This is a genomic window from Actinomadura xylanilytica (assembly GCF_030283145.1).
In the GTDB taxonomy this organism is placed as follows: Bacteria; Actinomycetota; Actinomycetes; order Streptosporangiales; family Streptosporangiaceae; genus Spirillospora; species Spirillospora xylanilytica.
The window spans coordinates 2,353,108-2,378,427 of the sequence record NZ_JASNWE010000001.1; the positions used below are offsets into that span (position 1 = coordinate 2,353,108).

At 72.8% G+C, this 25,320-nt stretch carries 20 protein-coding genes; 5 read left to right on the top strand and 15 right to left on the bottom strand.

Translation table 11 applies throughout. The annotated features are described in order from the left end of the window. The first annotated feature begins 44 nt into the window (after positions 1–44). Positions 45–2,981, top strand: a complete 2,937-nt coding sequence (locus tag QP090_RS10865; protein ID WP_285938492.1) for a helix-turn-helix transcriptional regulator — start codon at positions 45–47, stop codon at positions 2,979–2,981. Positions 2,982–3,769: 788 nt separating this feature from the next. On the opposite strand, the gene QP090_RS10870 is transcribed toward QP090_RS10865, so the two are convergent. Beyond that, entirely contained in the window at positions 3,770–4,588 is an 819-nt protein-coding gene (locus tag QP090_RS10870; RefSeq protein WP_285938493.1) for a class I SAM-dependent methyltransferase, read from the bottom strand. A 149-nt stretch (positions 4,589–4,737) separates the two neighbouring features. Further along, the gene (locus QP090_RS10875; protein ID WP_285938494.1) at positions 4,738–5,532 is read right to left on the bottom strand and encodes a lipoate--protein ligase family protein; all 795 of its coding nucleotides are present in this window, start codon (positions 5,530–5,532) and stop codon (positions 4,738–4,740) included. Between the two features lie 270 nt (positions 5,533–5,802). Between QP090_RS10875 and QP090_RS10880 the strand changes: the two genes are divergently transcribed. After that, positions 5,803–6,528 (top strand): IclR family transcriptional regulator, encoded by a 726-nt coding sequence (locus QP090_RS10880; protein ID WP_285938495.1) that lies wholly within the window; start codon positions 5,803–5,805, stop codon positions 6,526–6,528. An 85-nt stretch (positions 6,529–6,613) separates the two neighbouring features. Here QP090_RS10880 and QP090_RS10885 read toward each other — a convergent pair whose 3' ends face one another. From QP090_RS10885 to QP090_RS10915, 7 genes are all read right to left on the bottom strand, one after another. Next, entirely contained in the window at positions 6,614–7,234 is a 621-nt protein-coding gene (locus tag QP090_RS10885) for a dihydrofolate reductase family protein (protein WP_285938496.1), read from the bottom strand. Further along, positions 7,234–7,740: an SRPBCC family protein gene (locus QP090_RS10890; RefSeq protein WP_285938497.1), complete on the bottom strand. Its 507-nt coding sequence runs from the start codon at positions 7,738–7,740 to the stop codon at positions 7,234–7,236. The genes QP090_RS10885 and QP090_RS10890 overlap by 1 nt, the downstream gene beginning before the upstream one ends. 3 nt (positions 7,741–7,743) lie before the next feature. Next, positions 7,744–8,085 (bottom strand): ArsR/SmtB family transcription factor, encoded by a 342-nt coding sequence (locus QP090_RS10895; protein WP_285938498.1) that lies wholly within the window; start codon positions 8,083–8,085, stop codon positions 7,744–7,746. A 277-nt stretch (positions 8,086–8,362) separates the two neighbouring features. Then, entirely contained in the window at positions 8,363–9,157 is a 795-nt protein-coding gene (locus QP090_RS10900; protein ID WP_285938499.1) for an enoyl-CoA hydratase/isomerase family protein, read from the bottom strand. Between the two features lie 107 nt (positions 9,158–9,264). Further along, entirely contained in the window at positions 9,265–10,410 is a 1,146-nt protein-coding gene (locus QP090_RS10905) for an acetyl-CoA C-acetyltransferase (protein WP_285938500.1), read from the bottom strand. Between the two features lie 118 nt (positions 10,411–10,528). Then, positions 10,529–12,580: an MFS transporter gene (locus QP090_RS10910; protein WP_285938501.1), complete on the bottom strand. Its 2,052-nt coding sequence runs from the start codon at positions 12,578–12,580 to the stop codon at positions 10,529–10,531. Positions 12,581–12,663: 83 nt separating this feature from the next. Continuing rightward, the gene (locus QP090_RS10915; RefSeq protein ID WP_285938502.1) at positions 12,664–13,143 is read right to left on the bottom strand and encodes a hypothetical protein; all 480 of its coding nucleotides are present in this window, start codon (positions 13,141–13,143) and stop codon (positions 12,664–12,666) included. A gap of 107 nt (positions 13,144–13,250) precedes the next feature. On the opposite strand from QP090_RS10915, the gene QP090_RS10920 reads away from it, so the two are divergent. Both QP090_RS10920 and QP090_RS10925 read left to right on the top strand, forming a co-directional pair. Next, positions 13,251–13,409 carry a hypothetical protein gene (locus QP090_RS10920; protein ID WP_285938503.1) on the top strand — a complete coding sequence of 53 codons (159 nt, stop codon included), beginning with the start codon at positions 13,251–13,253 and terminating at the stop codon, positions 13,407–13,409. 177 nt (positions 13,410–13,586) lie between these two features. Then, positions 13,587–14,417, top strand: coding sequence for a class I SAM-dependent methyltransferase (locus QP090_RS10925; RefSeq protein WP_285938504.1), 831 nt, complete (start codon positions 13,587–13,589; stop codon positions 14,415–14,417). A gap of 70 nt (positions 14,418–14,487) precedes the next feature. On the opposite strand, the gene QP090_RS10930 is transcribed toward QP090_RS10925, so the two are convergent. The 5 genes from QP090_RS10930 to pdxH all read right to left on the bottom strand — a co-directional run bounded on the left by QP090_RS10930 (position 14,488) and on the right by pdxH (position 21,139). Continuing rightward, the gene (locus QP090_RS10930) at positions 14,488–15,483 is read right to left on the bottom strand and encodes a zinc-dependent alcohol dehydrogenase family protein (protein WP_285938505.1); all 996 of its coding nucleotides are present in this window, start codon (positions 15,481–15,483) and stop codon (positions 14,488–14,490) included. A gap of 85 nt (positions 15,484–15,568) precedes the next feature. After that, a complete protein-coding gene (locus QP090_RS10935; RefSeq protein ID WP_285938506.1) occupies positions 15,569–17,890 on the bottom strand; it encodes an ATP-binding SpoIIE family protein phosphatase in 2,322 nt (773 codons plus the stop codon). A gap of 247 nt (positions 17,891–18,137) precedes the next feature. Then, entirely contained in the window at positions 18,138–18,839 is a 702-nt protein-coding gene (locus QP090_RS10940; protein ID WP_285938507.1) for an iron-dependent transcriptional repressor DtxR, read from the bottom strand. A gap of 174 nt (positions 18,840–19,013) precedes the next feature. Next, complete coding sequence (locus tag QP090_RS10945) at positions 19,014–20,258, bottom strand: MFS transporter (protein WP_285938508.1); 1,245 nt, start codon at positions 20,256–20,258, stop codon at positions 19,014–19,016. Positions 20,259–20,380: 122 nt separating this feature from the next. Further along, positions 20,381–21,139, bottom strand: coding sequence for a pyridoxamine 5'-phosphate oxidase (gene pdxH, locus QP090_RS10950; protein ID WP_285938509.1), 759 nt, complete (start codon positions 21,137–21,139; stop codon positions 20,381–20,383). 93 nt (positions 21,140–21,232) lie between these two features. On the opposite strand from pdxH, the gene QP090_RS10955 reads away from it, so the two are divergent. Continuing rightward, the gene (locus tag QP090_RS10955; protein ID WP_285938510.1) at positions 21,233–22,345 is read left to right on the top strand and encodes a citrate synthase 2; all 1,113 of its coding nucleotides are present in this window, start codon (positions 21,233–21,235) and stop codon (positions 22,343–22,345) included. Between the two features lie 85 nt (positions 22,346–22,430). Here the strand turns inward: QP090_RS10955 and QP090_RS10960 are convergent, their stop codons facing one another. Then, on the bottom strand, positions 22,431–25,286 hold the full coding sequence (locus QP090_RS10960) for an ABC transporter substrate-binding protein (protein WP_285938512.1): 2,856 nt from the start codon (positions 25,284–25,286) through the stop codon (positions 22,431–22,433). Between the last annotated feature and the right edge of the window lie 34 nt (positions 25,287–25,320).

Sequence of the window (25,320 nt, forward strand, 5' to 3'; positions counted from 1 at the left end):
GGTGTACCGGCCGCGTTTGGCATGCTTATGAGGTGAATGTGAGCATGACGAGCCCCGTCCTGGTGGGCCGGTCGGCCGAGCTGGACCGGCTGCGGTCGGCGTTCGCCGCCGCGCCCGGGGCCGTCCTGGTCGGCGGCGAGGCCGGGCTGGGCAAGACCCGCCTGATCAGGGAGTTCGCGGCCACGCTGGAACCCGACGCGCGGCTGCTGGTCGGCGGCTGCCTGGAGCTGGGCTCGGACGGCCTGCCGTTCGCCCCGTTCACCACCGTGCTGCGCGACCTGGTCCGCGACATCGGCATCGCGGGCGTCGCCGAGCTGCTGCCCCGGTCGGGCACCGCGGGGCTGGCCCGGCTGCTGCCCGAGTTTGGCGAGCCCGAGACCGACCCCGCGTCCGGCGAGGAGCGGGCCCGGCTGTTCGAGCTGATGCTGACGCTGCTGGAGCGGCTGGCCGAGCGCGGCCCGGTGCTGCTGGTGATCGAGGACGCGCACTGGGCCGACCGGTCCACCCGCGACCTGCTGACCTTCCTGATCCGCAACGTCGGCGTCGCGCCGCTGCTGATCGTGGTGACGTTCCGGACCGACGAGCTGCACCGCACCCACCCGCTGCGGACGATGCTCGCCGGGCTCGACCGGGTCGACCGCGTCCACCGGATCGAGCTGACCAGGCTCTCGCACGCCGACGTCGCCGCGCTGGCCGCCCGGCGGCTCGGGCACGAGCCGGCGCCGGACCTGGTCGACCGGGTGCACGCGCGCAGCGAGGGCAACCCGCTGTTCGTCGAGGCGCTGCTCGACGAGGACGGCACGCTGGCCTGCGAGCTGCCCGAGTCGCTGCGCGACCTGCTGCTGATCGGCGTGCAGCGGCTGCCCGAGGAGACCCAGGACGTGCTCCGCGACGCCTCCGGCGGCGGCACCCGCCTCGAGCACGCGCTCCTCAGCGCCGTGTCCGGGCTGGACGACCCCGCGCTGACCCGGGTGCTCAGGCCCGCCGTCGCGGCCGGCGTGCTGGTCGTCGACGGCGACGGCTACGCGTTCCGGCACGCGCTGATCCGCGAGGCCATCCACGACGACCTGCTGCCCGGCGAGCACACCCGCCTGCACACCCGCTACGCCCAGGCGCTGGAGAACGACGCCGGGCTCGTCCCGCCCGGACGGCTCTGGGTCGAGCTGAGCCACCACTGGAACTCGGCGCACGACGCCACCTGGGCGCTGGTGAGCGCGTGGCGGGCGGCGGGCGACACCCGCAAGGCCGCCGCCTACGCCGAGTGCCTGACCATGCTGTCGCGCGTCCTGAAACTCTGGGACCGGGTGCCGGACGCCGCCGAACGCCTCGGCGCGTCCCATCTGCGGGTGCTGGAGAAGGCGGTCGCCACCGCCGACCTGGCCGGCGAGTTCGAGCTCGGCATCAAGCTGGCCACCGCGGCCCTCCGCGTGCTCGACGACGCCGACCCGCCGCACGCCCCGCAGACCCGCGTCACGCACCGCGCCAGGCTGCTGGAGCAGCGCGGCAAGATGTCCTACCAGCTGGCCAAGCACGGCTTCATCGAGGACCTGCGCGAGGCGGTCGAGCTGCTGCCGGCCGACCCGCCGAACCTCGACCGGGCCGGCGCGCTCAACACCCTGGCCCAGTACGGGCGGCTGCTGCACGGCACCGAGGAGGCGACCCGCGCCGCCCGCGAGTCGCTCGCCATCGCGCGCGAGCTCGGCGACATCACGGCCGAGGCGCACGCGCTGCTCACCCTGTCCTGCGTCAACATCGACTACGGCGAGGGCGCCGACCAGGACGCCGACGAGCACCGGCAGACCGAGAACTCGCTCCGCAAGGCGCACGAGATCGCCCATCAGGCCGGCGGCACGGCCCTGCGGATGCGCGTCGCGGTCAACCTGTCGCACTACCTGGAGGGCGCCGGACGGCACGAGGAGGCCATCAAGGTCGCCGGCGAGGGCATCGAGCACGCCCGGGAACGCGGGCTGGGACGCACCCACGGATCGTTCCTGGCCATCAACATGGCCGAGCCGATGGTGGCCCTCGGCCGCTGGGACGAGGCGCACGAGGTGCTGCGGCAGGCCCTCGACCAGAACCCGCCGCTCACCATCCGCACCTCGCTGTTCGTGCTCGCGGGCGAGATCGCGCTCGGCCGCGGCGACCTCGCCGAGGCCGCGGCCAGGCTCGCCCAGGCCCGCACCGTGATGTGGCGCAAGACCCAGGACCTGTTCGCGGGCATCCGGCTGGAGACGGCCCTCGCCCTGGCCGAGGGCCGGCCCGCCGAGGCGCTCGAGGCGCTGCGTCCGGTGCTCGCCCACCCGGGGCTGCCCGACGACGCCCGCTACTCCTGGCCAGTGCTGGTGCTCGGCGCGGCGGCCTGCGCCGAACTGGGCGAGCAGGCCCGGCTGGACGGACGGCCCGCGTTCCCGCTGCTCGAGGAGCGGGCCGCCGCCCTCCAAACGCGCGGCGCCGCGCAGCGGGCCCACCGCGCCACCTTCCACGCGCACACCACCCGCGTGCACGGCGAATCCGATCCGCGCGCCTGGGACGACGCCGCCGCGGCATGGGCGGAGCTCGGCCGCGTCTACCCGTGGGCCGAGACGCTGACCTACGCCGCCGAGGCCGCGATCGGAGTCGGCGACCGCGAGCGCGCCGCCGACCGGCTGCGCCGCGCCGCCGAGCTCGCCGACGGCCTGCGCGCCCGGCCGCTGCGCGACCGCATCACCGCGCTGTCGCGCCGCGCCCGGCTGCCCGGCGAGGCCAACGGCCACGCGCCCCGCCGCGGCGGCGGCACGCTCGGGCTGACCCCGCGCGAGCTGGAGGTGCTCAGGCTGGTCGCCGACGGGCACAGCAACCGCGACATCGCCACGGCCCTGTTCATCTCGGCGAAGACGGCCAGCGTGCACGTCTCGAACATCCTGGCCAAGCTGGAGGTGGCCAGCCGGGGCGAGGCCGCCGCGACGGCCCACCGCCTGTCCCTTTTCGCGCCCGGCACCTGAGCCGCCGCGCCCGGCCCTGAACCACCGCGCCCGGCACCTGAGCGGGCCGGGACCGGCTGGAACCGGCTGCCGGGACGGCTGGGCGCCCCGGGCACGCAGTGCCTCGGGGCGCCGGCTCTGGAGCGGCCACCGAATCCGTGCGCGGTCCGGATCCGACGGCGGGGACCACCCCTCCCGGGCCCCCGTCGCCGGATCGTCGGACCACACGGGAACTTCAGTGGCTGGCCTTCTGAGAACACGACCCGCGGAAGTACGCGGCACTTCTCCGCATGGAGAGGCGGTCCGTGGCTCGTCCGGCCGCTGCCCAGTCTTCTAGGAGCGGGCACGGGCGGGCATCGGGAGACATCCCGATGTGAGTACCTAAAAGCCGTCGGTAGGGCGTCAGGCCCTTCCCGCACGGGGCTGCCGGCGGAGTACCGACCACCCGGCGCCGGGAACCCGCGCGGGGACAGGTCCCGTGTGGAGGGACCTGTCCCCGAAAGTATGCCGGCGCGGCACCGGCCCGGACTCCGCCGTCCGAGGGCCGTGCTGCCGAAGAGACGCGGCGCCGAAGGCGAACGGCGCCGGAAGGAGAGGCGACGCCGGAGAGCCCGGCGCCTTGAGAGTGCGGCACCTGCGCATTCGACGCCGGAAGACGCGGCGTCGGCGGGGTGCAGGGCCGGCGGGATCAGCGGGTTTGGTCGGCGCGGCTCGGGTGAGCCGCTCGGATGAGCGGGCTGGTCGAGCGGATCCCGTCGAGCGGTCTGCCGAGCGGATCCCGGTCGAGCGGTGAGCGGGTTCGGTAGGGGTCAGCGCGGGACGCGCGCGACGCAGAAGACGGTCTGCCCGAACGGCGGCCGGATGGCGCGCTCCAGGGTCCGGGTGACCGGGATGACGGTCCGGTCGTAGATCTTGACCAGCCGCGGGTCGGGGTAGCCGGCGCCGCCGCGGCGCACCGCGAACCACCAGGCGAGCCCGCCCAGGAAATTGATCGGCTTGAGCACCTCGGGCACCAGCCCCGCCTCGCGGACCGACCGGCCCAGCGTCTGCGGCGTGTACCGGGTGACGTGCCCGACCTTGCGGTCGAACTCGCCGTAGAGCTGCATGTAACCGGGCACCCAGACGACGATCCGGCCGCCCGGCTCGGTCACCGCGGCGAGGTCGCGCAGCGCCTGGACGTCGTCCTTGATGTGCTCCAGGACGTTCATCATCACGACGGTGTCGACCTTCTGCCGGATGTCGATCTCGGCCGGCAGTTCCAGGTCGAGCACCTCGACGGCGTCGTTGCCGTCGTAGCGCTTGCGCAGCTCCCCGACGCAGTACGGGTCGTTGTCGCTGACGGCGAGGTAGTCGAGGCGTCCGGAGAACTGCTCGGAGAAGTGCCCGAGGCCGGACCCGATCTCCAGCAGGGACCGGCCCACGTGCGGGGCCACGGTCTCGTACTCGTACTTGCGGTAGTTGCGGGCCTCGTCGCCGCCGAGGTGGTTCTCCAGGGCACCTTCCCCGGCGGCCGGCTGGACGAGCTCGCCGTCCCCGGCGGTGCGGACGGGCGCAGGCTTCTCAGGGCCGCTGCCGAGAACCTTCAGGAGCGTGCCTGCGATGGACTTGTTCTGAACAGGTGACTGCATACATCCCACTCGCTGAGTGCGTGTGCGTTCGGCTTGTCGTTCGCCTCACCGGAGGCCGAGTCTCGCTCGGGCGTATCCGATCTCTGGCGCAAGGTCGCGCTAGTCTACCTACCCGGGTCGTCCGGCGACGCCGTGTGGTGCCTTTTTCGCTAGTGGGACCCCTCGCCGCTGTCGTCCGGCAACGCCAGACCCCTCCCGTACAGACCGCCTGACCCGGCAAGATGCCAGGCCCTCTCGCCGTAGCGGACGGTGTGCAGGTGGTCGCGGACCGCCCGCTCGACCGCGTCCGGACGGCGGGTGCAGGCGGCTCCGTACTCGTCCACCACGACGCTGAGCACCGCGGCGCGCACCGCGTCGAGCGTCACCTCGGGCTCGAAGTCGGCCAGCGTGCGGCGGCCCGGCCGCGGCCCGCCCGGGGCCGGATCCGACACGCCGGCGGGGACGATGTAGCGGCGGCCGTGGGGCGGCATCCGCCGCACGTGGACGGCGACGTGGGTGAGCGACGCCGAACGGGTGCGCAGCCGCGCCGCCTGGACGACGGTGCCGTCGCCGAGCGCGGCGGCGGGCAGACCGAACTCCTCGACCGCCCTCGCCACCAGCACGTCGAGGTCGGGCCGCGCGCCGGGCCGGGGGTAGGGGATCCGCGCGGGCCCGCGGCGGTGGTCCTGGTGGTGGACGAGTGTGAAGCAGAGCGTGCCGGAGTCGGTGTAGACCGCGCCCCCGCCGGTGGCCCGCCGGGCGACCTGGATCCCGTCGCGCGCGCAGGCGGCCAGGTCGGCGGCGACCGCCGCGTCCTGGAACCGGCCGAGCATCACGGTGGGCAGGGTCTGCCAGACGCGCAGCATCGGGGACGGGCGCGGCGCCGGCCCGGCGCGCACCAGCGCCTCGTCGAGGGCCAGGTTGCGAGGCGGATCACGGGTGTCGTCGACGATGACGTTGAGCACCGATCCGCCCCCTGACGCTCTGCCGTACCTGAAAGATATCCACATACCGCGACGAGTGCGGGCAGAGAGTTTTCAGATGGCGACACTCCGCGACACTTCCCTGGCCGGAGCGGTACGGGCGGCGGGAGGGCCACTTCCGGGAACCGCCCACCAAGCCATGACAGAAGTGATCCAATGGACCAAGTATCACCAAAGGTCTTGACCCTTGGGGGCCGGAGGGGTTCGCTGTGCGTGATGGATGAGACACGGAGACCAACTCTCATCGCCTCTGTGCAGCGGGCGCTGCACCTGATGGAGGCGGTCGCGTCGCATCCGAGCGGCGCCCCCGCCAAGCAGCTCTCGCGCGAGACCGGGCTCCCCCTGGCCACCACCTACCACCTGCTGCGCACCCTCGCCCACGAGGGCTACGCGACGCGGCTGTCCGACGGCGTGTGGGTGCTCGGCGACCGGGTGCAGTCCCTGCACGGGCAGAGCCGCACCCAGCAGCTCCTCGCCCGCATCCGCCCGACCCTAGTCTCGCTGCGGGACGAGCTCGGCGCCGCGTCCTACTTCGGCATGCACGTCGACGACGAGATCCGCATCATCGACATCGCCGACGGGCCGCGCACGCCCCGGGTCGACCTGTGGGTCGGGTTCGACGAGGCCGCGCACGCCACCGCGATCGGCAAGTGCATCCTGAGCCAGCTCGGCGAGGACCGCCGCCGCGACCACCTGGCCCGGCATCCGCTGGTCGACCTGACCCCGCACACCATCACCGAGCCGCATCGCCTGCTGAGCGCGCTGCGCACCTCCGCCGGGGTGTCCGTCGACCGCGAGGAGTACGCGCTCGGCACGAGCTGCGTGGCGGTGCCGGTGACCGACGCCACCGGCACCGCGATCGGCGCGCTGGCCGTCTCCTGCCGGGCGGGCCGGCTGCCCAAGGCCGAGGCGTCGATCCACCGGCTGCGGGCCACGGCCGCCCGCATCCAGCGCACGCTCAGCCTCAGCCTCACCTAAGGCGTGTCTGGCAAATGCATCGCGGCGCGGCCGAGAGCCTGGAGCGGTGTCGAGGTCTCGGCGGGGAGCACTGAGGTCGAGACGGTCAGCGCTCCCGGACTGCGTAGGTCAGGTGCGTCACCTTCGGGGAGGGCTCCGCGCGAACCGGCTCCAGGGCCACGCGGCCCGCGTCCACACCCTCGAACAGGCGAACTCCGGAGCCGAACAGCACGGGCGACAGCGCGATCGAGAACTCGTCGATCAGGCCGGCGTTTACGTACTCCACGATCGTCGCGCCGCCGCCCGAGATGCGGACGTCCCGGTCGCCGGCGGCCTCGCGGGCCTGGTCGAGCGCGGACTCGATGCCGTCGTTGACGAAGTGGAATGTGGTTCCACCCGGCCGCTCCCAGGGGTCACGCTTCTCGTGCGTCACGACGAAGACCGGCGTGTGGAACGGCGGCTCCTCCGGCCACATCTGCTCGCCGGCGTCGAACATGCGCTTGCCCATCACGTTCGCGCCGGTGCGCTCGAACGTCTCCCGCACGATGTCGTTGTCGCGCCCCTCCTTGCCGCCCTCGCCGAGCTTCAGGTTCTCCCGGAAGAATCGCTGCGGGAAGACCCACGCCTGCAGTTCCATCCACTGCCGCTGCATCAATTCCTCGGGGGACTCGGGCGCGATGAACCCGTCCAGGGACATCGACACGCTGAAGAACACTTTCCCGGCCATCAGTCCTCAACTCCCTTTCGAACGATCTCGGTGACGTAGGCGGCCAGGTTGCTCAGGGTCTGCCGGCCGCCCTCGATCGCGTGGTACTTCTCGGCCGCCTCGTCGCGCAGTTCCTTGGTGGGGAACACCGTGCGCATCTCGATCCGGGTCGCCGCACCGTCGGGCTCGAACGTGAGGACCGACTCGAAGGCGTTCGGGTCGCCGCGGGACTCACCGTGCAGCAGCGCGATCCGCTCCGGCAGGTTGATCTCGGTCCAGGAGATCCACTCCTGGTAGTCTGTCCCGTCCGGTCCGTGCATCACGAAGTCCCACACCCCGCCGACGCGGAACTCGAACGCCCGCGTGGTGGTGGTGAACCCCTCCGGCCCCCACCATCGCGACAGGTGCCGCACCTCGGTGAACGCCTCGAACACCAGTTCCCGCGGTGCGTCGATGGCCCGGGAGATCACGATCTCGCGGTCAGCCGTCGCGGACTGGGCCGGCGCTCCTCGTCCTCTCTCGCTCATCGGCTACTCCTCCTGCCTTTCCTGCTTCAGGTCCTGCACATATGCGTCCAGCCGGTCGAAGCTCTCGTCCCAGAACCGCTCGAACCCGCCGGTCCACTCGTGAACCGGCCGCAGCCCGCGGGCGTCAAGGCCGTACAGGCGCTGCTTGCCTGCCCTGCGGTCCCGCACCAGCCCCACCTCCCGGAGCACCCGCAGGTGCTTGGACGCCCCCGGCTGGGTCATCCCCAGTTCCTGGGCCAACTCGGTCACCGGCCGCTCACCCGCCCGCAGCAGCATCAGGATCTCCCTGCGCTGCGGCTCGGCGACCGCATTGAAGACGTCCGACGTCGTCGCTGCTCGTGCCATGGCACCATCATATGCACATATCGGCATGTGTTAGCCCGCGCCCCGCGCGATCCGCGGCCATCTGCGCGCCCGCCGGAGTCGACGCCGCCGTCTACCGCGCCGCCGTCGTCCTCAACGCCGTCATCGCCTGGACCCGGCAATTGTCAGAGACATGCCCTGGCCTGCATCTTCCAAGCCCCCGGCCCCGCGTCCTCGCCTGGCGGCTCGGACGCCAGCCGCGCTCGGGCGAGCGCGACATCGCTCCGCGCTCTGCCCGGTCCTCCTGTCCTGCGGACGTTCAGCGGCCCTGGAAGTCGGGGGCGCGGCCTTCGAGGAAAGCGGTGACGCCCTCCTGGGCGTCCTCGGTCTCGGCGAGCTCCACCAGCTCGCCGAGCAGGTGCGCGATCTGGTCCTCCAGCGGGCGGCCCTCGATGGCGAAGAACGCGTCGCGACCCCGACGCAGCCCGATCGGGCTCTTGGCGGCGATGTCGCGGGCCAGCTCGTCCACCCTGGCGTCCAGCCCGGCACGCGGGACGACCTCGGTGACCAGGCCGATGTCGCGACCCTCGGCCGCGGTGACGCGGCGTCCGGTGTAGTAGAGCTTGAACGCCTGCTTGGGCGGCACGTTCCGGTTGATCACGGCCATGATCATCATCGGCCAGAGCCCGACGTTGACCTCGGGGGTGCCGAGCGTGACGTCGTCGGCGGCCACCACCAGGTCGCAGGACGCGGCCAGCCCCAGCCCGCCGGCGACCGCGTGCCCGGCCAGCCGGGCGATGATCGGCTTGCCCAGCCCGGGGAACGCGGTGAACAGCCGGTACGGGCCGCTCTCCCTGATCGCGTCCGCCGCGGCGACGCCCCGGCCGGCGCGCTGCGCCGCGCCGAGCCCGCCGAGGTCGGCGCCGGCGCAGAAGGCCCGGTCGCCCGCCCCGGTCAGCACGATCACCCGCGCGCCGTCGTCGGCCTTGACCCGCTCGAACGCGTCGAGCAGCTCGTCGATCATCGCGTCGCTGAGCGCGTTGCGCGCCTCCGGCCGGTTCAGCGTGATCCGCGCGACCCGATCGGCCACCTCGTAGACGATCGTCTCGTACATGCCCCTCCTCGGTGAGCGCGACGGCGCGCACGGACGGCGCGCGGACGCGACGGCGGGCGGGCCCGCACCGGACCCGCCCGCCGTCGATCATGCCCGTGCCGGACGGGTCAGACGCGCTCGATGATGGTGGCGTTGGCCTGGCCGCCGCCCTCGCACATCGTCTGGAGGCCGTACCGGCCGCCGGTCCGCTCCAGCTCGTGCAGCAGCTTGGTCATCAGGATGCCGCCGGTGGCGCCCAGCGGGTGGCCGAGCGCGATCGCGCCACCGTTGGGGTTGGTCTTCTCCAGCGAGGCGCCGGTGTCCTTGGCCCACGCCATCGGCACCGGGGCGAACGCCTCGTTCACCTCGAAGGCGTCGAACTCGTCGATCTTCAGGCCGCTCTTGGCGAGCGCCTTCTCGGTCGCCGGGATCGGGCCGGTCAGCATGTAGACCGGGTCCGAGCCGCACAGCGCGAGGGTGTGGATCCGCGCCCGCGGGGTCAGGTTGTGCCGCTTGACGGCCTCCTCGGAGGCGATCAGCAGCGCCGAGGAGCCGACCGAGATCTGCGAGGCGACGGCCGCGGTGATGTCCCAGCCCTCGCGCAGCGGCTTGAGCCCGGCCATCTTCTCCATCGTGGTGTCGGGCCGCGGGCCCTCGTCCCGGCTGAGCCCGGCGATCGGGGCGATCTCCCGGTCGAAGTAGCCGGCCTCGATGGCCTTGGCCGCGCGCCGGTGGCTCTCCAGCGCGAACCCCTCCAGGTCGGTCCGACTGAAGCCCCACTTCTCGGCCATCAGCTGGGCGCCGCGGAACTGCGACACCTCCTGCATGCCGTACCGCTCGACCCAGCCGTCGCCGTACGGGAAGGGCATCCCCTTCTCCATCGCCATGGCGACCGAGGACCCCATCGGGACGATGGCCATCTGCTCGACGCCCGCCGCGACGACCAGGTCCTGGGTGCCCGACAGCACGCCCTGCGCGGCGAAGTGGATCGCCTGCTGGGACGATCCGCACTGCCGGTCGATGGTCACGCCGGGCACCGACTCGGGCAGGCCCGCCGACAGCCACGCGGTGCGCGCGATGTCCAGCGACTGCGGCCCGACCTGCATCACGCAGCCCATGATCACGTCTTCGACCGCGGCCGGGTCGACCCCGGTCCGGTCCACGAGCTCCTTGAGCACGTGCGCGCCGAGGTCGGCGGGGTGCACGTCCTTGAGAGCGCCCTTCTTGGTACCGACGGGGGTACGGACCGCGCCGACGATGTACGCCTCGGCCACTACGCCTCCAAAACCAGGGGTTGGGTTCCGTCCCGAAACCGAGTGAGATTCGGTCAGTCGGTACGAGATTACATCGCCGCGGGCGCGACGCCACGTGTGACCCTGCTCTCGGTCCCGATCAGGCCCGGCGGCGGTGGCGGTGGCGGCCGGGCGCGGCGTGCACGTCCGGGCCGTCGGCATCGTCCCCGAGGGAGTCGCGCGACAGCTGCGACAGCAGCTCGGACAGCTCGGGGTGGTCCTCGGGCGACCAGCCCTCCAGGTGCTCGGCCAGCCCGGCCCGCCGCGCCTCGATCAGCCGGTCCGCGACGCTCTGACCGGCGCCGGTGACGCTGATCCGCCCCTCACCGTGCCGCACCACATAGCCGTCGGCCACCAGCCGGTCGATGAACGGGGTGCCCGCCTCGGGCTCGACGCCCGCCCGCTCGGCCAGCTCCGGCCCCGAGACCGTGCCGTCGCGGGCGATCCGGCACAGCGCCCACATGCTCCCGGCGGGCAGGTCGACCCCGGCGTGCGCGCCGAGCCGGGAGTACATCTCCTTGGCCCGGCGATCCCGGCGCATCAGCGTGCTGAGCGACCGTTCGATCTCGTGCCTGGACGAGCGGACGGTCGGCGCCCCGCCGAGCCCCTCCCCGTAGTCGTGGGTCTGCGAGGTCTCCCGCAGCGGCACCTCGCGCAGGAACCAGGTGAGCACGAACGCGATGATCGCGGCGGGGACCGCGTACAGGAACACGGTGTCGATCGACTGGGCGTAGGCGTGCAGCACCTCGCTCTTCACCTGCGGCGGGTACCGGTCCATCAGGTTGGGGTTCCCCTGCACCGCGGCGGGGTCGAACCCGGGCGGCAGCACCCGCTTCCGCGCCAGGTCCTCGATGTTGCTCGCCAGCCGGTTGCTGAAGACCGAACCGAACACCGCGACGCCGAACGAACCGCCGATCTGCCGGAAGAAGGTCACCCCCGAGGTCGCCGACCCGAGGTCCTCGTACGCCACCGCGTTCTGCACCGCGATCACCAGGACCTGCATCACCAGCCCGAGGCCGAAGCCGAGCAGCGCGAAGCGCAGGCTCATCTGGAGGGTCGAGCTGGTCTCGTCCAGCCCGGACAGCAGGAACAGCGCCGCCGCGATGATCGGCGTGCCGACCACCGGATAGATCTTGTAATGGCCGGTGCGGCTGATCAACTGCCCGGACCCGACCGACGCGACGAGCAGGCCGAGCATCATCGGCAGCAGGTACACACCCGACATCGTCGGGCTGACCCCGTGCACCACCTGGAGGAAGATCGGCAGGAAGGTCAGCGCGCCGAACATCGCGAAGCCGACCACGAAGCTGATCGCCGAGCCCAGCGAGAACACCGAGCTGGCGAACAGCCGCGGCGGCATGACCGGCTCGGCCGCGCGCCGCTCCACCAGCACCCACACCGCGATGAGCAGCAGCGACACGGCGGTGAGCGTGATGATCTGCGGGGACGTCCAGGCGTACCGCGTCCCGCCCCAGGTCGTCATCAGCACCAGCCCGACCGACCAGCCGACGATCAGCAGGATGCCGAGGTAGTCGATCCGGTGCCGCTCCCGCTGGGACGGGGTGTGCAGCACCAGCGCGACGGCCACGAGCGCGAGCACCCCGACGGGCAGGTTGATGTAGAACACCCAGCGCCATGACAGGTTGTCGACGAACCAGCCGCCGAGCAGCGGCCCGCACACACTGGCGACGCCGAAGACCGCGCCGAACATGCCCTGGTAGCGGCCCCGCTCGCGGGGCGGCACCACGTCCCCGACGATCGCCACCACCAGCACCATGAGCCCGCCGCCGCCGAGCCCCTGGAGCGCGCGGAACACGATGAGCTGGAGCATGTCCCCGGCCTGGCCGCACGCCGCCGACCCGATCAGGAACAGCACGATCGAGGTCTGGAAGAGCCGCTTGCGCCCGTACTGGTCGCCGAGCTTGCCCCACAGCGGGGTCGAGGCCGTCGCGGCGAGCAGGTAGGCGGTGACCACCCAGGACAGGTGGTTGAGCCCGCCGAGGTCGCTGACGATCGTGGGCAGCGCGGTCGACACGATCGTCTGGTCCAGCGCCGCGAGCAGCATGGCGAGCATCAGCGCGCCGAGGATGACGAAGAGGTTCCTGCCCTTGGGCATGGGCTCGCTCGCCCTGGTCACACTGTCAGCGGTCATCCCAGCGCCCCCCGGTGCCTGAACGTACGGGGAGATCTACCCACCGTGCCCGTGGAGATCACACCGCGGGGCGCCGGGGCGGGTCAGCGGACGATGTCCCTGGCGACCTTGGCGGCACCGATCGCGGCGGTCCCGCCGGAGACGCCGACCGCGCCGGCCGCCACCCACAGCGGGAGACCCGGACGGCTGCGCAGCCCGTTCACGGGGTCGAGGGAGTCGACGACCAGACCGAGCCGCGCCCAGAGCTTGCGGCCGGAGCCCTTGCTGAGCAGGTATCCGGCACCGAGGGCGATCTCCCGGGCGGCGAACATCCGAGTGACGTAGTCACGGCCCGGGTCGGACGGACCGCAGCGAAGCGAGGACCGCCCGACCCGGAGACGGGGGCCCGGGGGTCGCCCCCCGGATGAGGACCGGTCGGACGGACCGCCGCCCATTCCCATCAGCTTCACCGTCAGCCCCGGGGCGACGAACGCGGCGGCGCCGATGGCGATCCGGCCGCGAGCCACGGTGAGCATGAGGTCGTCGAGACGGTCCCGCCGCTGTTCTTCCTTCGCATCTGCCACAGCGCGAGGCTATCCCGGCCAGAACCCGGTTCGGCCATCAGGGCAAGCCTTCCCTTACCCGTTTAGGCTGCTGGGGACAGACCCCGTCCTCCCGAACGAAGGTGGCCATGGAAGGGATCCTCAGCCTTGCCGTGATGTCGCTCCTGTGCGCGTTCTGCGTGCGCTGGGCGGCGGTCCGGCTGCGTGTGCCGGCCCCTACCCGGGTGGCGGTCGTGATCGTGTTCGTGCTGGTGGCGCTGGCGATGTGGGGGCAGAGCATGCGGTAGCGGCGGCATGGCGTATTTTCCACCGGAGAGCGGCGAACTTCCGGGCCGCCAGGAGAGTCATACCTGGCGAGACCGGCTTCAATACCGCTCGACGCCCACCGGAGACGCGCGTCCGCCACCGGTGGGCCGGGCGGGACCCCGCCAGGTGAGACCGGCCCGAGCCGAGGGAGAGCAGACGTGCCGCAACCGGCTACCGAGATCCAGGAGTCCGGTGGCGTGGTCACCCCTCATCTCCGGCGCCTCTTGGAGTTCGTCGAGCCCGCCCGCGACGACGTCTGCCTGGACGTCGCGCGCGGACCCGGCCCGCTGCCGGCCGCCCTCGGCCCGCGGGTCCGGCACGTCACCGCCGTCGAGGCGGCGCGGGCGGCGGCGAGTCCGGGCCGCGGGCGGACCTCCACCGTCATGTTCGGCACCGGGCCGGTCCGCATCTCCGGCTCCGGCGACCTCGTCGGGACGCCCGCCCACTCCGCGCGCCTCGCGCACGCCGGGACGGCGCGGCATCGCGACATCCCCCACGGCGCCCAGATCCAGGCCGACGCCCGCAGGCTGCCGTACCGGAACGGCGCGTTCTCACTGGTGACAGCCCGGTTCTCGCTCTACCGCCTGGGCGATCCCGACCGCGTGCTGCGCGAGCTGCTGCGGGTCTGCCGGCCGGGCGGACGGCTGATCATCGCCGATCTGGTGCAGGGCACCCGGGCCGGGCCCGGCCGCGACCGGATCGAGCGGATCCGCGATCCCGACCATCCCGGCACGCCGTCCATCACCCGGCTCACCGAGCTGATCTCCGGGGCGGGCGCGACGGTCCGGCGGCTGGACGCCTTCACCGTGGAACGCCCCGTCGAGCCCTGGCTGGCCGGGGCGCACGACGCCGGCGCCGCCGACCGGATCCGCGCGGCGCTCACCGCCGAGGTCGACGGCGGCCCCCGGACCGGCACCAAGCCCAGGGTGATCGGCGGCGAGCTGTGGTTCACCCAGTCGTGGGCGCACATCGCCGCCGAGCCGGTCTGACCACCGGGGCGCCTGACCACCGGGCCGATCTCACCACCGGCGCGGACGGTCCTGGCCGGTTCCGGCCAGATCAGGGCACGAGCACCGCGGCGCCGGTGAAGCGGCCCGCCGCAAGGTCGCCGAGCGCCAGATCGGCCTCGTCCAGCCCGTAGGAACGGGTCGTGACCGCCACCGAGAGCCGCGCCGCCAGCCTGAGGAACTCCTCGCCGTCCGCGCGCGTGTTCGCCGTCACCGAGCGGACCTGGCGTTCCTGGAACAGGTGCCGCTCGTAATTCAGCGGCGGGACGTCGGTCAGGTGGATCCCCGCGATGGCGAGCGTGCCGCCGCGGTCCAGCCGCTCCAGCGCGAGGGGCACCAGCGGCCCCGCCGGAGCGAAGATGATCGCCGAGTCGAGCGCGCCGGGCGGGATCCCGTCGGGGCCGCCGGCCCAGACCGCGCCGAGCGACAGGGCCAGCTCGCGCGCCTCCGCGCTGCGGGTGAAGACGTGCACGGCGGCGCCCTCGGCGACGGCGATCTGCGCGGCGAGGTGCGCCGACCCGCCGAACCCCCAGAGGCCGAGCGCGCCGCCGGGCGGCAGCTCGGCCCGGCGCAGCGCCCGGTAGCCGACGATCCCCGCGCAGAGCAGCGGCGCGGCGCGCACGTCGTCGATCTCGTCGGGCAGCGAGTACGCGAACGCGTCGACGGCCAGCGTGAACTCCGCGTAGCCGCCGTGCGCGTCCCATCCGGTGTAGACCGACCACGGGCACAGGTTCTCGGTGCCGCGGCGGCAGTAGCGGCAGGTCCCGCAGGTGCCGCGCAGCCACGCCACGCCGACCCGGTCGCCGGGCGCCCGGCGGCAGTCCGGTCCCGCGGCCACGACCTCGCCGACGATCTCGTGGCCGGGCGTCACCCCCGGCAGGTGGACGGGGAGGTCGCCCTCGGCGACGTGCAGGTCGGTGCGGCAGACACCGCAGGCCAGCACCCGGACGAGCAGCTCGCCGCGGCCCGGTTCGGGGACCTCGCGGTCGGCGCGCCGCAGCGGCCCGGTCTCGACCGGTCCCGGCTTCTCGACCACCCACGCGCGCACCCTCCCACCGTACGCCGGGTGGCCGCTTGCGGTCAGGGGCCAGGGGGCCGGGCGATCAGGAGGCGGGCAATCAGGAGGTGGGCGGTCAGGAGCCGGGGGCGAGGGGCAGCTCGAACCAGACGGCCTTGCCATCGGCGGTCGGCCGGGCGCCCCAGCGGCTCGCGAGCTGGTCGACCAGGTAGAGCCCCCGGCCGCCCTCGTCGGTCTCGCCCGCGCTGCGGATGCGCGGGAGCCGCATGTCGGAGTCGAACACCTCGACCCAGATCGCGTCGGCGCCGCGCCGCAGCCGGAGCCGGAACTCCTTGGTGGGCGGCTCGCGCCGGCCGAGGTCGGCGCCCAGGTTCCAGTCGTCCTCGTCGAAGGCGCCGCTGTCGAACGCGCCGTCGTCGAAGCCCGGCGGGTTGAACTGGACCGGCGACCCGCCGCCGCGCCCCTCGCCGCCGGGGCCCGGCCCGACCACCACCGGGAGCATCAGCTCGCGGCGCGGCGCGGGGCTCGTGGTGGCGTGCAGCACCACGTTGGTGACGACCTCGGAGACCAACAGGCAGGCCAGCTCGGCCTGCTCGTCCAGGATCCCCCAGGTGACGAAGGTGTCGGCGGCCATCCGGCGGGCCTCCGACACCATGATCGGCTCGGCCGGGAAGCTGCGCTCCTCGACCGCCAGCTCGTCCGCCGCGGTACGGATCACCACGATGGCCACGTCGTCGTCGATGTCGCCCTCGACCGCCTCGTAGGCGGCGTTGGCGATCGCCTCCACGCCGTTGCGGGCCACCTCGGACACGGCCGCGCGGACCAGCTCGCGGGACTCCTCGCGGGTGTAGTAGTCGCCGTTCTCGCGGGGACGCCGGTCGATCAGCCCATCGGTGTAGAGCACCAGCGTCGCGCCCGGCTTGAGCTCGGCGGTCTCCTCGTTGAAGAGGATCTCGCCGCCCAGTCCGGGGGCGCGGACGCCGAGCATCGCGCCCTCGCTCTCGAAGTCCAGCTCGCTGACCTGGCCGTCGACGATCAGCAGCGGCGGGTCGTGGCCGGCGTTGGCGAACTCCAGCACCCGCGACCAGGCGTCGTACACGAAGTAGGTGCACGACACCAACGGCGGGCGGACCAGGTCGTCGCTGTTCCAGCCGGACCGCATCCGCTCGGGGCGGGTCATCGTGCGGACCCACTCGTCGAGCTTGCGCAGGATGTCGGCGGGGGCGCGGTCGTCCTGGGCGAACGCGCGCAGCGCGGCGCGGAGCTGCCCCATCACCGCGGCGGCGCGGGCGCCGCGGCCCTCGACGTCGCCGATGACCAGCCCGACCCGGCCGGCCGAAAGCGGGATCACGTCGTACCAGTCGCCGCCGACCTGGGTCTGGATGCCGTGCCCGTGCGACTCCAGCGGGCGCGCCGGCTCGTACCGCCAGGCGATCTGGAGGCCGTCGAGGCGGGGCGGCCGGTCGCCGGGGAGCAGGTGCTTCTGGAACGCCAGCGCGGTCTCGCGCTCCTCTTCGAACAGCAGGGCGTTGTCGACGGCGAGCGCGACCCGGCCCGCGATGGCGCCGAGCAGGTCGCGGTCGAAGCCGTCGTAGTGCGGGTCGGTGCGCTTGGTGAGGTTGGACAGCGCCAGGCTCATCACGCCCAGCAGCTCACCGCGGACCAGCAGCGGCGCCGAGATCACCGAGGTGATGCCCATCTCGTCGCCGAGCCGCTTGGACGACTCGTTCGGCGCGGAGAACCGGTGCTGCACCATGTCCTCGACCAGCACCGCGTCGCGCCGGCTCATCGCCTTGGCGCTGAAGTGGCCGGGCGGATAGGAGATCGGCTCGCCGATCTCGGCCCAGGTGCCGGGCGGCGGGGTCCAGTCGCCCGCGTGCCGCGACACCCGCCGGAAGAGCCGGTCGCCGCTGAACAGGTCGATGAAGCAGTGGTCGGCGAGCTGCGGGACGAGGGTGTCGGCCACCCGGCGCAACGTGGTCTCCAGTTCCAGCGACCCGGCGAGCCGCTCGCCGACCCGTTCGATCAGGCCGTAGCGGTCCTGCTCGCGCTGGTTGGAGCGGAGCGCCTCGCGCGCGAAGATCACGATGCCGTCGACCGAGCCCGACGGGTGCCGCAGCGGCACGGCGTGCGCGCGCGTGTAGACGGTGGTGCCGTCGGCGCGCAGGTTGCAGAACGTGCCCTCCCACACCCCGCCCTTGAGGACGTGCCGGGCCAGCTCGGTGGCCTGCTCGTGGTCCTCCTCGGCGATGCCGAGCGACAGGATGGAGTGCCCGATGACGTCGTCGCCGCCGAACCCGAAGAGCTGCCGCGCGAACGCGTTGCCGTAGATGACGTTGCTGAAGCGGTCGCAGACGATGACCGCCATCTCCATCTGGGTGAGGACGGTCTCGGGTGGCAGATGCGCCTCGACCGGCGCTTCCCCCCAACGCTTCATGTCCCCATCCTGATCACAGGAGCGGTCCGCCGGTGACCGCTCTCGTCACGCACCGCACCGCTCTGCCCGGAGGCGCCTGTCCCCCCGAGGCGACGATCACCGGCTGCCGCCTCCCTGGTGCTCCGCGTGCTTCCTCTCTGGTATTGAACGACGAACCCGCCGCCGGGATACGCCTGAACGGCGTGCCGGTACGGAGATCTTCGGTATAGACCAGATGGGCGGAGTCGGGGGGCGGCACGCCGGGAGGTCAGCGCCTGCTGACGAACACGTGCTCGGCGATGTCGCGCGGGAGCTCGGTCGCCGGGTCGTCCGCCTCGTCGTCACATGTCACCCGCACACCGTCGTCCGTTGCCCGAAGGGTCACCTCTCGTCCCGGTTGTATCCCAATTTGCTTGAGTCTAAGCATCAGGTCGCTGTCGCCCTGAACCTGCTCGCTGATCCGCCGGATGACGGCTCCGGCGCCGCCCGGGCTGGCGACGGCGGTCATCACCGACAGCGGCGCGGCGGCCGAGTCGTCGCCGTGCCCGCCGAGCTCGTCCAGGCCGGGGATGGGATTGCCGTGCGGGCAGGTGGTCGGGTTGTCGAGCAGCGCGACCAGGCGGCGCTCGACCTCCTCCGACATGACGTGCTCCCAGCGGCACGCCTCGATGTGGACGTCCTCCCAGGGGAGTCCGATCACGTTGACCAGGAGGCATTCGGCCAGGCGGTGCTTGCGCATCACGCGGGTGGCGAGGTCTCGGCCGCTATCGGTCAGCTCGAGGTGCCGGTCCCCCTCGACCCGCAGCAACCCGTCACGCTCCATGCGCGCCACCGTTTGGCTCACCGTCGGGCCGCTCTGCGAGAGCCGCTCGGCGATGCGCGCGCGAAGGGGGATGATCCCCTCCTCTTCGAGCTCGAACACCGTACGGAGGTACATCTCCGTGGTATCGATCAGGCCGTGTGAGGTCACAGCTCCCTCCAGTCTTGTGGCGTCGAGTCTACTTGCTGAGAGTGTTCGCGGACGGCGCCGGCGGATATCGCCGGTGCGTTGGTGTGCCGGTTCACCGGCGACGGACTCGTCACAACACGCGAACCGCACCGCTTCTTCCCCTCAGAGGGACCGTATGCGCTGCCACCGACGTTCTCAGCTTTGCGCGTCCGTGATCGCGACGGGCTCGGCGGTACGGGTGTCGTACCGCAGCAGGGCCGGGACGGCCACCGCCACCAGCACCACCAGCACCGCGCAGGCCAGTCCGCCCCCCACCCACGACACCGACGCGCCCGCCACGGCCGCGGTGGCGCCCGCCCGCATGTCGCCCAGCCGGGGGCCGCCCGCCACGACGACGGTGAAGACCCCTTGCAGGCGTCCCCGCATCTCGTCGGGCGCGTACGTCTGGAGCATCGTCTGCCGGAAGACCGCCGAGACCAGGTCGGCCGCGCCTCCGACGGCCAGCAGCGCGACCGCGAGCCAGAGCTGGTGGGCCAGCCCGGCGGCGGCCACCGCCAGCCCCCAGACCACGATGGAGACGACCAGGGCGACGCCCTGCCGGTGCACCCGCCCGATCCAGCCCGACAGCAGCCCGCCGAGGACCGCGCCGATCGCGATCGCCGCGAACAGCCAGCCCACGGCGCCCTCGCCGCCGAACCTGGTGTCGGCCAGCTCGGGGAACAGCGCCCGCGGCATCGCCACGCCCATCGCGATGATGTCGACGACGAACGACATCATCAGCACCGGCTGGGTGGCCAGGTAGCGGAGCCCGTCGAACACCGCGCGCAGCCCGGGAGAGCCGGTGACCTCGCCGAGCGGCGGGATGGGCGGCAGCCGCAGCGCCGCGTACAGCCCGACCGTGAACAGCGCCGCGTCCAGCGCGTACGCGGCGGAGTAGTTCCAGCGGGCCAGGATCACCCCGGCGAACAGCGGCCCGGCCAGCATGCCGACCTGGCCGGCGGTGAAGTTGAGGGTGTTGGCCGCCGAGACGAGTTCGCGGTCCAGCAGCCGGGGGATGATCGCGCTGCGGGTCGGCGAGGACAGCGCGAACCCGGTCGCCTGCACCGCGACCACGCCCATGATCAGCCACAGGCTGCCGATCCCCAGCAGCGACTGGGCCAGCAGCAGCAGGGTGGACACCCAGGTGACGCAGGACGAGAAGAACAGCAGCCGGCGCCGGTCCACATGATCGGCGATCGCGCCGCCCCAGAGCCCGAACACGATCAGCGGCACCAGGTTCACCGCGCCGAGCACCCCGACCCAGAACGACGATCCGGTCATGTCGTAGACCTGGACCGGCACCGCGACGGCCGTGACCTGGAACCCGATGAACGAGACACCCTGCCCGAGCCACAGCCGCCGGAAGGCGGAATGCCGGAGCGGGCGGGTGTCGATCGCCATCCGCCGCAGCGTCCCGCGCCGTCCTCCCAGGGGCGGCGGAGAGGCGGACGCGGGGGCGGTATCGCTGTCGGGAACAGTGCCGCTGTCAGGAGTGTCTTGGGTAGATGGGTGCTGTTCCGGTGTCACGGAGACAGTCTGGACCTTGCCCATGACTGCTCCGTGACCGCCTCCCCTTCCCCAGAGAGGGTCCGCTGGTAGCGAATGCGGTCGTGCAGGCGGTCGAGGCGGCCCTGCCAGAACTCGATCGTCTCTGGGACGACCCGGTAGCCGCCCCAGAAGTCCGGCAGCGGGACGGCGTCGGCCCCGGCTTCGGCTCCGGCCCCGGCCTCGGTCCCCCGATCGGCCGGATCCGGCCAGCGCGCCTCCAGTTCGGCGAAGCGCCGCTCCAGCTCGTCCCGCCCGGAGATGACCGCCGACTGGCGCTCGCTCGCCCACGCGCCGAGGCGCGATCCGTACGGGCGGCTCTTGAAGTACTCGGCCGATTCCCGGCGCGGCAGCTGCGCGACGAGACCGGAGACCCGCACCTGCCTGGACATCGGATGCCAGGGGAAGACCAGCGACGCCCGCGGGTTCTCCGCCAGGTCACGGCCCTTGTGGGACGTCAGGTTGGTGAAGAACCGGAAGCCGTCCGGGCCGTATCCCTTGAGCAGGACGGTCCGCGCGCTCGGCACCGCGTCGGCCGAGGCGGTCGCGAGCACCATCGCGTTCGGTTCGGGCAGGACGGCCGCCGCCGCGGCGAACCAGGCGGCGAACAGCACCACCGGATCGGACGGAACGGACGACTCGGTCAGTTCCCCCACCTCGTAGGATCTCCGGAGCCGTGCGGGGTCGGGCGTAGTGCGATCCACAGCGTCTGAGCCTCTCACCTGGGCATTGTGCATCTGACAGGGTCCTGGGTACTGGTCAGTAAGGTGGACAGGGTTCAATGGCACGGCACCGCCTTATCACTACGGGCACGAAAGGCAGGACGACACATGTCCGACTTCAAACCCGGTCTCGAGGGGGTCGTAGCCTTCGAGACGGAGATCGCCGAGCCTGACAAGGAAGGCGGCGCGCTCCGTTACCGGGGCGTCGACATCGAGGAACTCGTCGGGCACGTCGCCTTCGGCGACACCTGGGGCCTCCTCGTCGACGACGCGTTCGCCCCCGGCCTGACCCCCGCCGAACCGCATCTGCTCCCGGTCACCTCCGGCGACGTGCGGGTCGACGTGCAGAGCGCGCTGCCCACACTGGCCCCGGCCTACGGGATGCGCCCGCTGCTCGACATCTCCGACGAGGAGGCCCGCGCCGACCTCGCCCGCACCTCGGTCACCGCGCTCTCGTTCGTCGCCCAGTCGGCCCGCGGCATCGGCAGCCCGATGGTCCCGCAGAACCGGATCGACGAGGGCCGGTCCATCACCGAGCGGTTCATGATCCGATGGCGCGGTGAGCCCGACCCCAAGCACGTCCGGGCCATCGACGCGTACTGGGTCTCGGCCGCCGAGCACGGGCTCAACGCCTCCACCTTCACCGCCCGCGTCATCGCCTCCACCGGCGCCGACGTGGCCGCCAGCATCTCCGGCGCCATCGGGGCGATGTCGGGACCCCTCCACGGCGGGGCCCCCGCCCGGGTACTCCCGATGATCGAGCGGGTCGAGCAGCTCGGCGACGCCCGCAAGGTCGTCACCGACATCCTCGACGGCGGCGAGCGGCTGATGGGCTTCGGCCACCGCGTCTACCGCGCGGAGGACCCGCGCGCCAGGGTCCTGCGCCGGACGGCGCAGGAGCTCGACGCACCACGCTACGAGGCCGCCAAGGCCCTGGAGGACGCCGCGCTGGCCGAGTTGCGCGAGCGCCGTCCGGACCGTCCGATCGAGACCAACGTCGAGTTCTGGGCCGCGGTCATCCTGGACTTCGCCGACGTCCCGACCTCGATGATGCCCGCCATGTTCACCTGTGGCCGCACCGCAGGGTGGGCCGCGCACATCCTGGAGCAGAAGCGCACCGGCCGGCTGGTCAGGCCGAGCGCCCGCTACACCGGCCCCGGCACCCGTTCCATCAAGGACGTTACCGGGGCGGCAGAGGCCCTCAAGCGCCACGGCGCCTGACGACGCAGCCGCACCCCCGCACGCGCATGAGGCCCCCGGCGACCCCGCGAATCCGCCACCGCCGGGGGCCTTGTCCGTCCCCGCGTCACCCGTCCGCCGCGTCCTTGGCCTTCGGCGGGCAGGGCGCGCCCCGCTGGCCGCTCAGGACGAGCCTGCCGCAGATGGCCACCACTTCGAGCGTCCCGTTGCCGCGCACCGTGGTCAGCAGCACCGCCTTGTCGGTCACCTCGTGGCCGGTGGACCGGGGCCCGAACCGCAGCACGCCGCTCGCCCCCTTGCGCAGGGCGTAGCGCTGCGGGTCGCTCAGCTCCGCGTAGACGCTCGCCGCGGTCGGCACCGTGCCCTGCTCCCAGTACACCTGCTGCGCCACCGTCGTAGTCAGCGTGGCGGCGTCGTAGCTGACCGCGGCCCGGGTCACCGACGGCATCCGGTCGGCCGGGGTGTTCTTGCCGACCAGCCCCGCGACGAACGGCTCGTAGTCGGTGTAGAAGGTCTGCACCGCCTGCTCGGGCCCGATCCAGCGCGGCGTCCACGCCTCCCGCGCCGCCAGCGGGGTGAAGTACAGCTTGAACGTGCCCTTCGCGCCGATCTCCCGGGCGTTGTCGGTGACGTACTTGGCGATCTCGTCGTCGGCCAGCACCACCGGCGTCTTGTCGCAGGTGTTCTCCAGCCCGGAGACGAAGCCGCGGAACTCGTCCGACCGCCCGGCGTAGTAGAAGATGTCCTTCGGGTCGCGGCACGCCCGCTCCACCGCCTCGCCGAGCTCGCCCGGGTCGCGGTAGGGCCACATCCGCACCGCGTTCTTCCCGAACCGGCGCTGGAACTCCGTCGCGAGGTCCTTGCTGTAGAGGTCGTCGGGGTCGCCGTCGTAGATCACGTCCGCGCTGCGGGCGGGCCGGCCCTCCAGCTCGCCGTTGCGGGCCCAGAACGCGGCGTGCTCGGCGAGCCGGCGGTTGGGCGGCGCCAGCCTGAAGTAGTACGGCGAGTAGCCGCCCCGGTCCAGCTCCGCCGTCCTGCCGTAGCTGTTGGCCGTCCCGATCAGCGGCAGCGCCGACGTGGCCAGCGTCTTGATCGCGTCCTGGGTCTGCGCGCGGCTCTGCTCGAACCCGACCACCGCCACGATGGAGCGGTCGTGCAGCGCCCGCTCGCTGATCTGCTCGGCGACCTGCTCGGCGTGCCGGAACTTGGCACCCGCGTTGGCCACCAGCACGCGCAGCCGCAGGTGCTGGCTGGCCTCGTTGAACCGGCGCTGCGCGATGGCGAGGCCGACCAGCTCGCCCTGCGCCCCGGCGAGCAGGTCGATCTGCCGGTTCTTGATCGCCGGATCGGCGGTCAGCGGGCCCAGGTAGACCACCGTGACGAAGGGCTTGCCGGACGAGGCCACATCGGCGTTGAGCCGCTGGATCCGCTTCAGCACCGGGGTCAGCCGGTTGTCCTTGCCCGCGCCGCGGGCGTTCTCACCGAAGTGGTAGGAGCCGTCGGTGATCCCGATGCACTCCCCGCTCGCGGTCCGCCTGATCTGGAGCGGGGAGCAGTACTGCACCGCCTGCACCGCGATCACGCTCACCGAGGCGCCCAGCACCGCGACCATCGCGATCCACGGCAGCGCCGGATGGGTGGCGCGCGGGCGGCGCCTGGCCGGCCGCACCGGGGGCAGGTCGCCGCCCGGGTCGGCGGTGACGTCCACCCGCAGCTCCCGCCGGGTGCCGAGCGCCTCGACCACGCGCTGCTCGCGCCGGTACCGGGCCCACAGGAAGCGCGACGCGACGACGTCCCGCGGCTCGCCGGAGGACATGTCGACCCGGATCACCTGCGTGATCCGGTCCACCAGCCGGGGCCCGGGCGGGGCGGACGGGTCGTCGCCCGCGGGCGCGGTCGGGTCGACGCCCGCCGTGACCACCAGCGGGTCGAAGTCGGGCAGCCCCCGGTCGTCCTGGTTGTCGGCGCGGACCCGCTCGACGAGCTCGACGAACCGGATGCCGGGATGGCCGGGCGACAGGTGCTCCAGGATGACCACCGGGTAGCGGACGCGCGCCCACGCCACCCGCCGGTAGTCGCGCCGGTAGTTGCGGCGCAGGTCCTCCAGGAACGCGGCGACCAGCAGCAGGTCGAGCTGCTCGGCGTGGTCGTCGGCCTCCACCGGGCGCGGGTCGAAGACCCCGAGCGCGAAGCCGAGGAACCCGGTCGAGTCCCGGTGCAGGTACGGCTGCCTGAGGAACCAGCCGAACCGGTGCACCCCGTACCAGCCGCGGGTGCGGGCCACGATCTGGACGGCCACGAACCCGAGCCCGAGGATCGCCGCCAGGACCGCCGCCGCCAGGTCCAGCGCGGCGGCGGCGCCGGCGCTCAGCAGCGCCACGACCGCGACCCCGATCGGGGCGATCTGCTCCAGGAACGCCAGGAAGGTCGCGGTCCGTCCGCGCGGGCCCTCCTCCAGGTCGCGCAGCACGTCCCGGCCGCGCCCCCGGATGACCCGGTTGAGCTGCCTGCGGCGGGAGTTCTCGTTGTCGCCGACGGGCGGATGGGTCAGCTCCTGGACGAGCTGGTGGTTCTCCCGTTCGGACGCGGAGGCGTGGCGCGGCGGCGTCCGGTCTCCCTGGAGCCGGATCTCGCGCAGGTCGCGCAGCCACAGCGCCATCTCCAGCAGCGGGAACCGCAAGGGCGACTCACCGCGCGGACGGCTGGACGGCTGGGACAGTTCGCGCTTGGCCTCCCGCAGGACCCCGGACACGTCAGTGGCGGCGGTATCGGCGGCGATGTGCGAGACGGGCGCCCGCTCGTCCTCGCAGCGCTTCTGGAAGAGCTCGGCGACCCGGCCGGTGTGGTTGCCCGGCCCGAGCAGTAGCAGCAGGGGACGGAACCGCTCCCGCCGCCGCCAGGTGGGACGCTCGCGCAGCCGCTCGAACAGGTCGAGCACTCCGCGCAGCCGGTCCTCGCTCAATACCCGATCAGCGCCTCCCGGCATGCTGAACGCC

What these genes read in the sequence shown, in the direction of transcription:
- QP090_RS10865 (WP_285938492.1), top strand. Translation starts at nt 45, where the DNA reads ATGACGAGCCCCGTCCTGGTGGGCCGGTCGGCCGAGCTGGACCGGCTG.
- QP090_RS10870 (WP_285938493.1), bottom strand. Translation starts at nt 4,588, where the DNA reads ATGCAGTCACCTGTTCAGAACAAGTCCATCGCAGGCACGCTCCTGAAG.
- QP090_RS10885 (WP_285938496.1), bottom strand. Translation starts at nt 7,234, where the DNA reads ATGGCCGGGAAAGTGTTCTTCAGCGTGTCGATGTCCCTGGACGGGTTC.
- QP090_RS10890 (WP_285938497.1), bottom strand. Translation starts at nt 7,740, where the DNA reads ATGAGCGAGAGAGGACGAGGAGCGCCGGCCCAGTCCGCGACGGCTGAC.
- QP090_RS10895 (WP_285938498.1), bottom strand. Translation starts at nt 8,085, where the DNA reads ATGGCACGAGCAGCGACGACGTCGGACGTCTTCAATGCGGTCGCCGAG.
- QP090_RS10900 (WP_285938499.1), bottom strand. Translation starts at nt 9,157, where the DNA reads ATGTACGAGACGATCGTCTACGAGGTGGCCGATCGGGTCGCGCGGATC.
- QP090_RS10910 (WP_285938501.1), bottom strand. Translation starts at nt 12,580, where the DNA reads ATGACCGCTGACAGTGTGACCAGGGCGAGCGAGCCCATGCCCAAGGGC.
- QP090_RS10920 (WP_285938503.1), top strand. Translation starts at nt 13,251, where the DNA reads ATGGAAGGGATCCTCAGCCTTGCCGTGATGTCGCTCCTGTGCGCGTTC.
- QP090_RS10935 (WP_285938506.1), bottom strand. Translation starts at nt 17,890, where the DNA reads ATGAAGCGTTGGGGGGAAGCGCCGGTCGAGGCGCATCTGCCACCCGAG.
- QP090_RS10945 (WP_285938508.1), bottom strand. Translation starts at nt 20,258, where the DNA reads ATGGCGATCGACACCCGCCCGCTCCGGCATTCCGCCTTCCGGCGGCTG.
- pdxH (WP_285938509.1), bottom strand. Translation starts at nt 21,139, where the DNA reads ATGCACAATGCCCAGGTGAGAGGCTCAGACGCTGTGGATCGCACTACG.
- QP090_RS10955 (WP_285938510.1), top strand. Translation starts at nt 21,233, where the DNA reads ATGTCCGACTTCAAACCCGGTCTCGAGGGGGTCGTAGCCTTCGAGACG.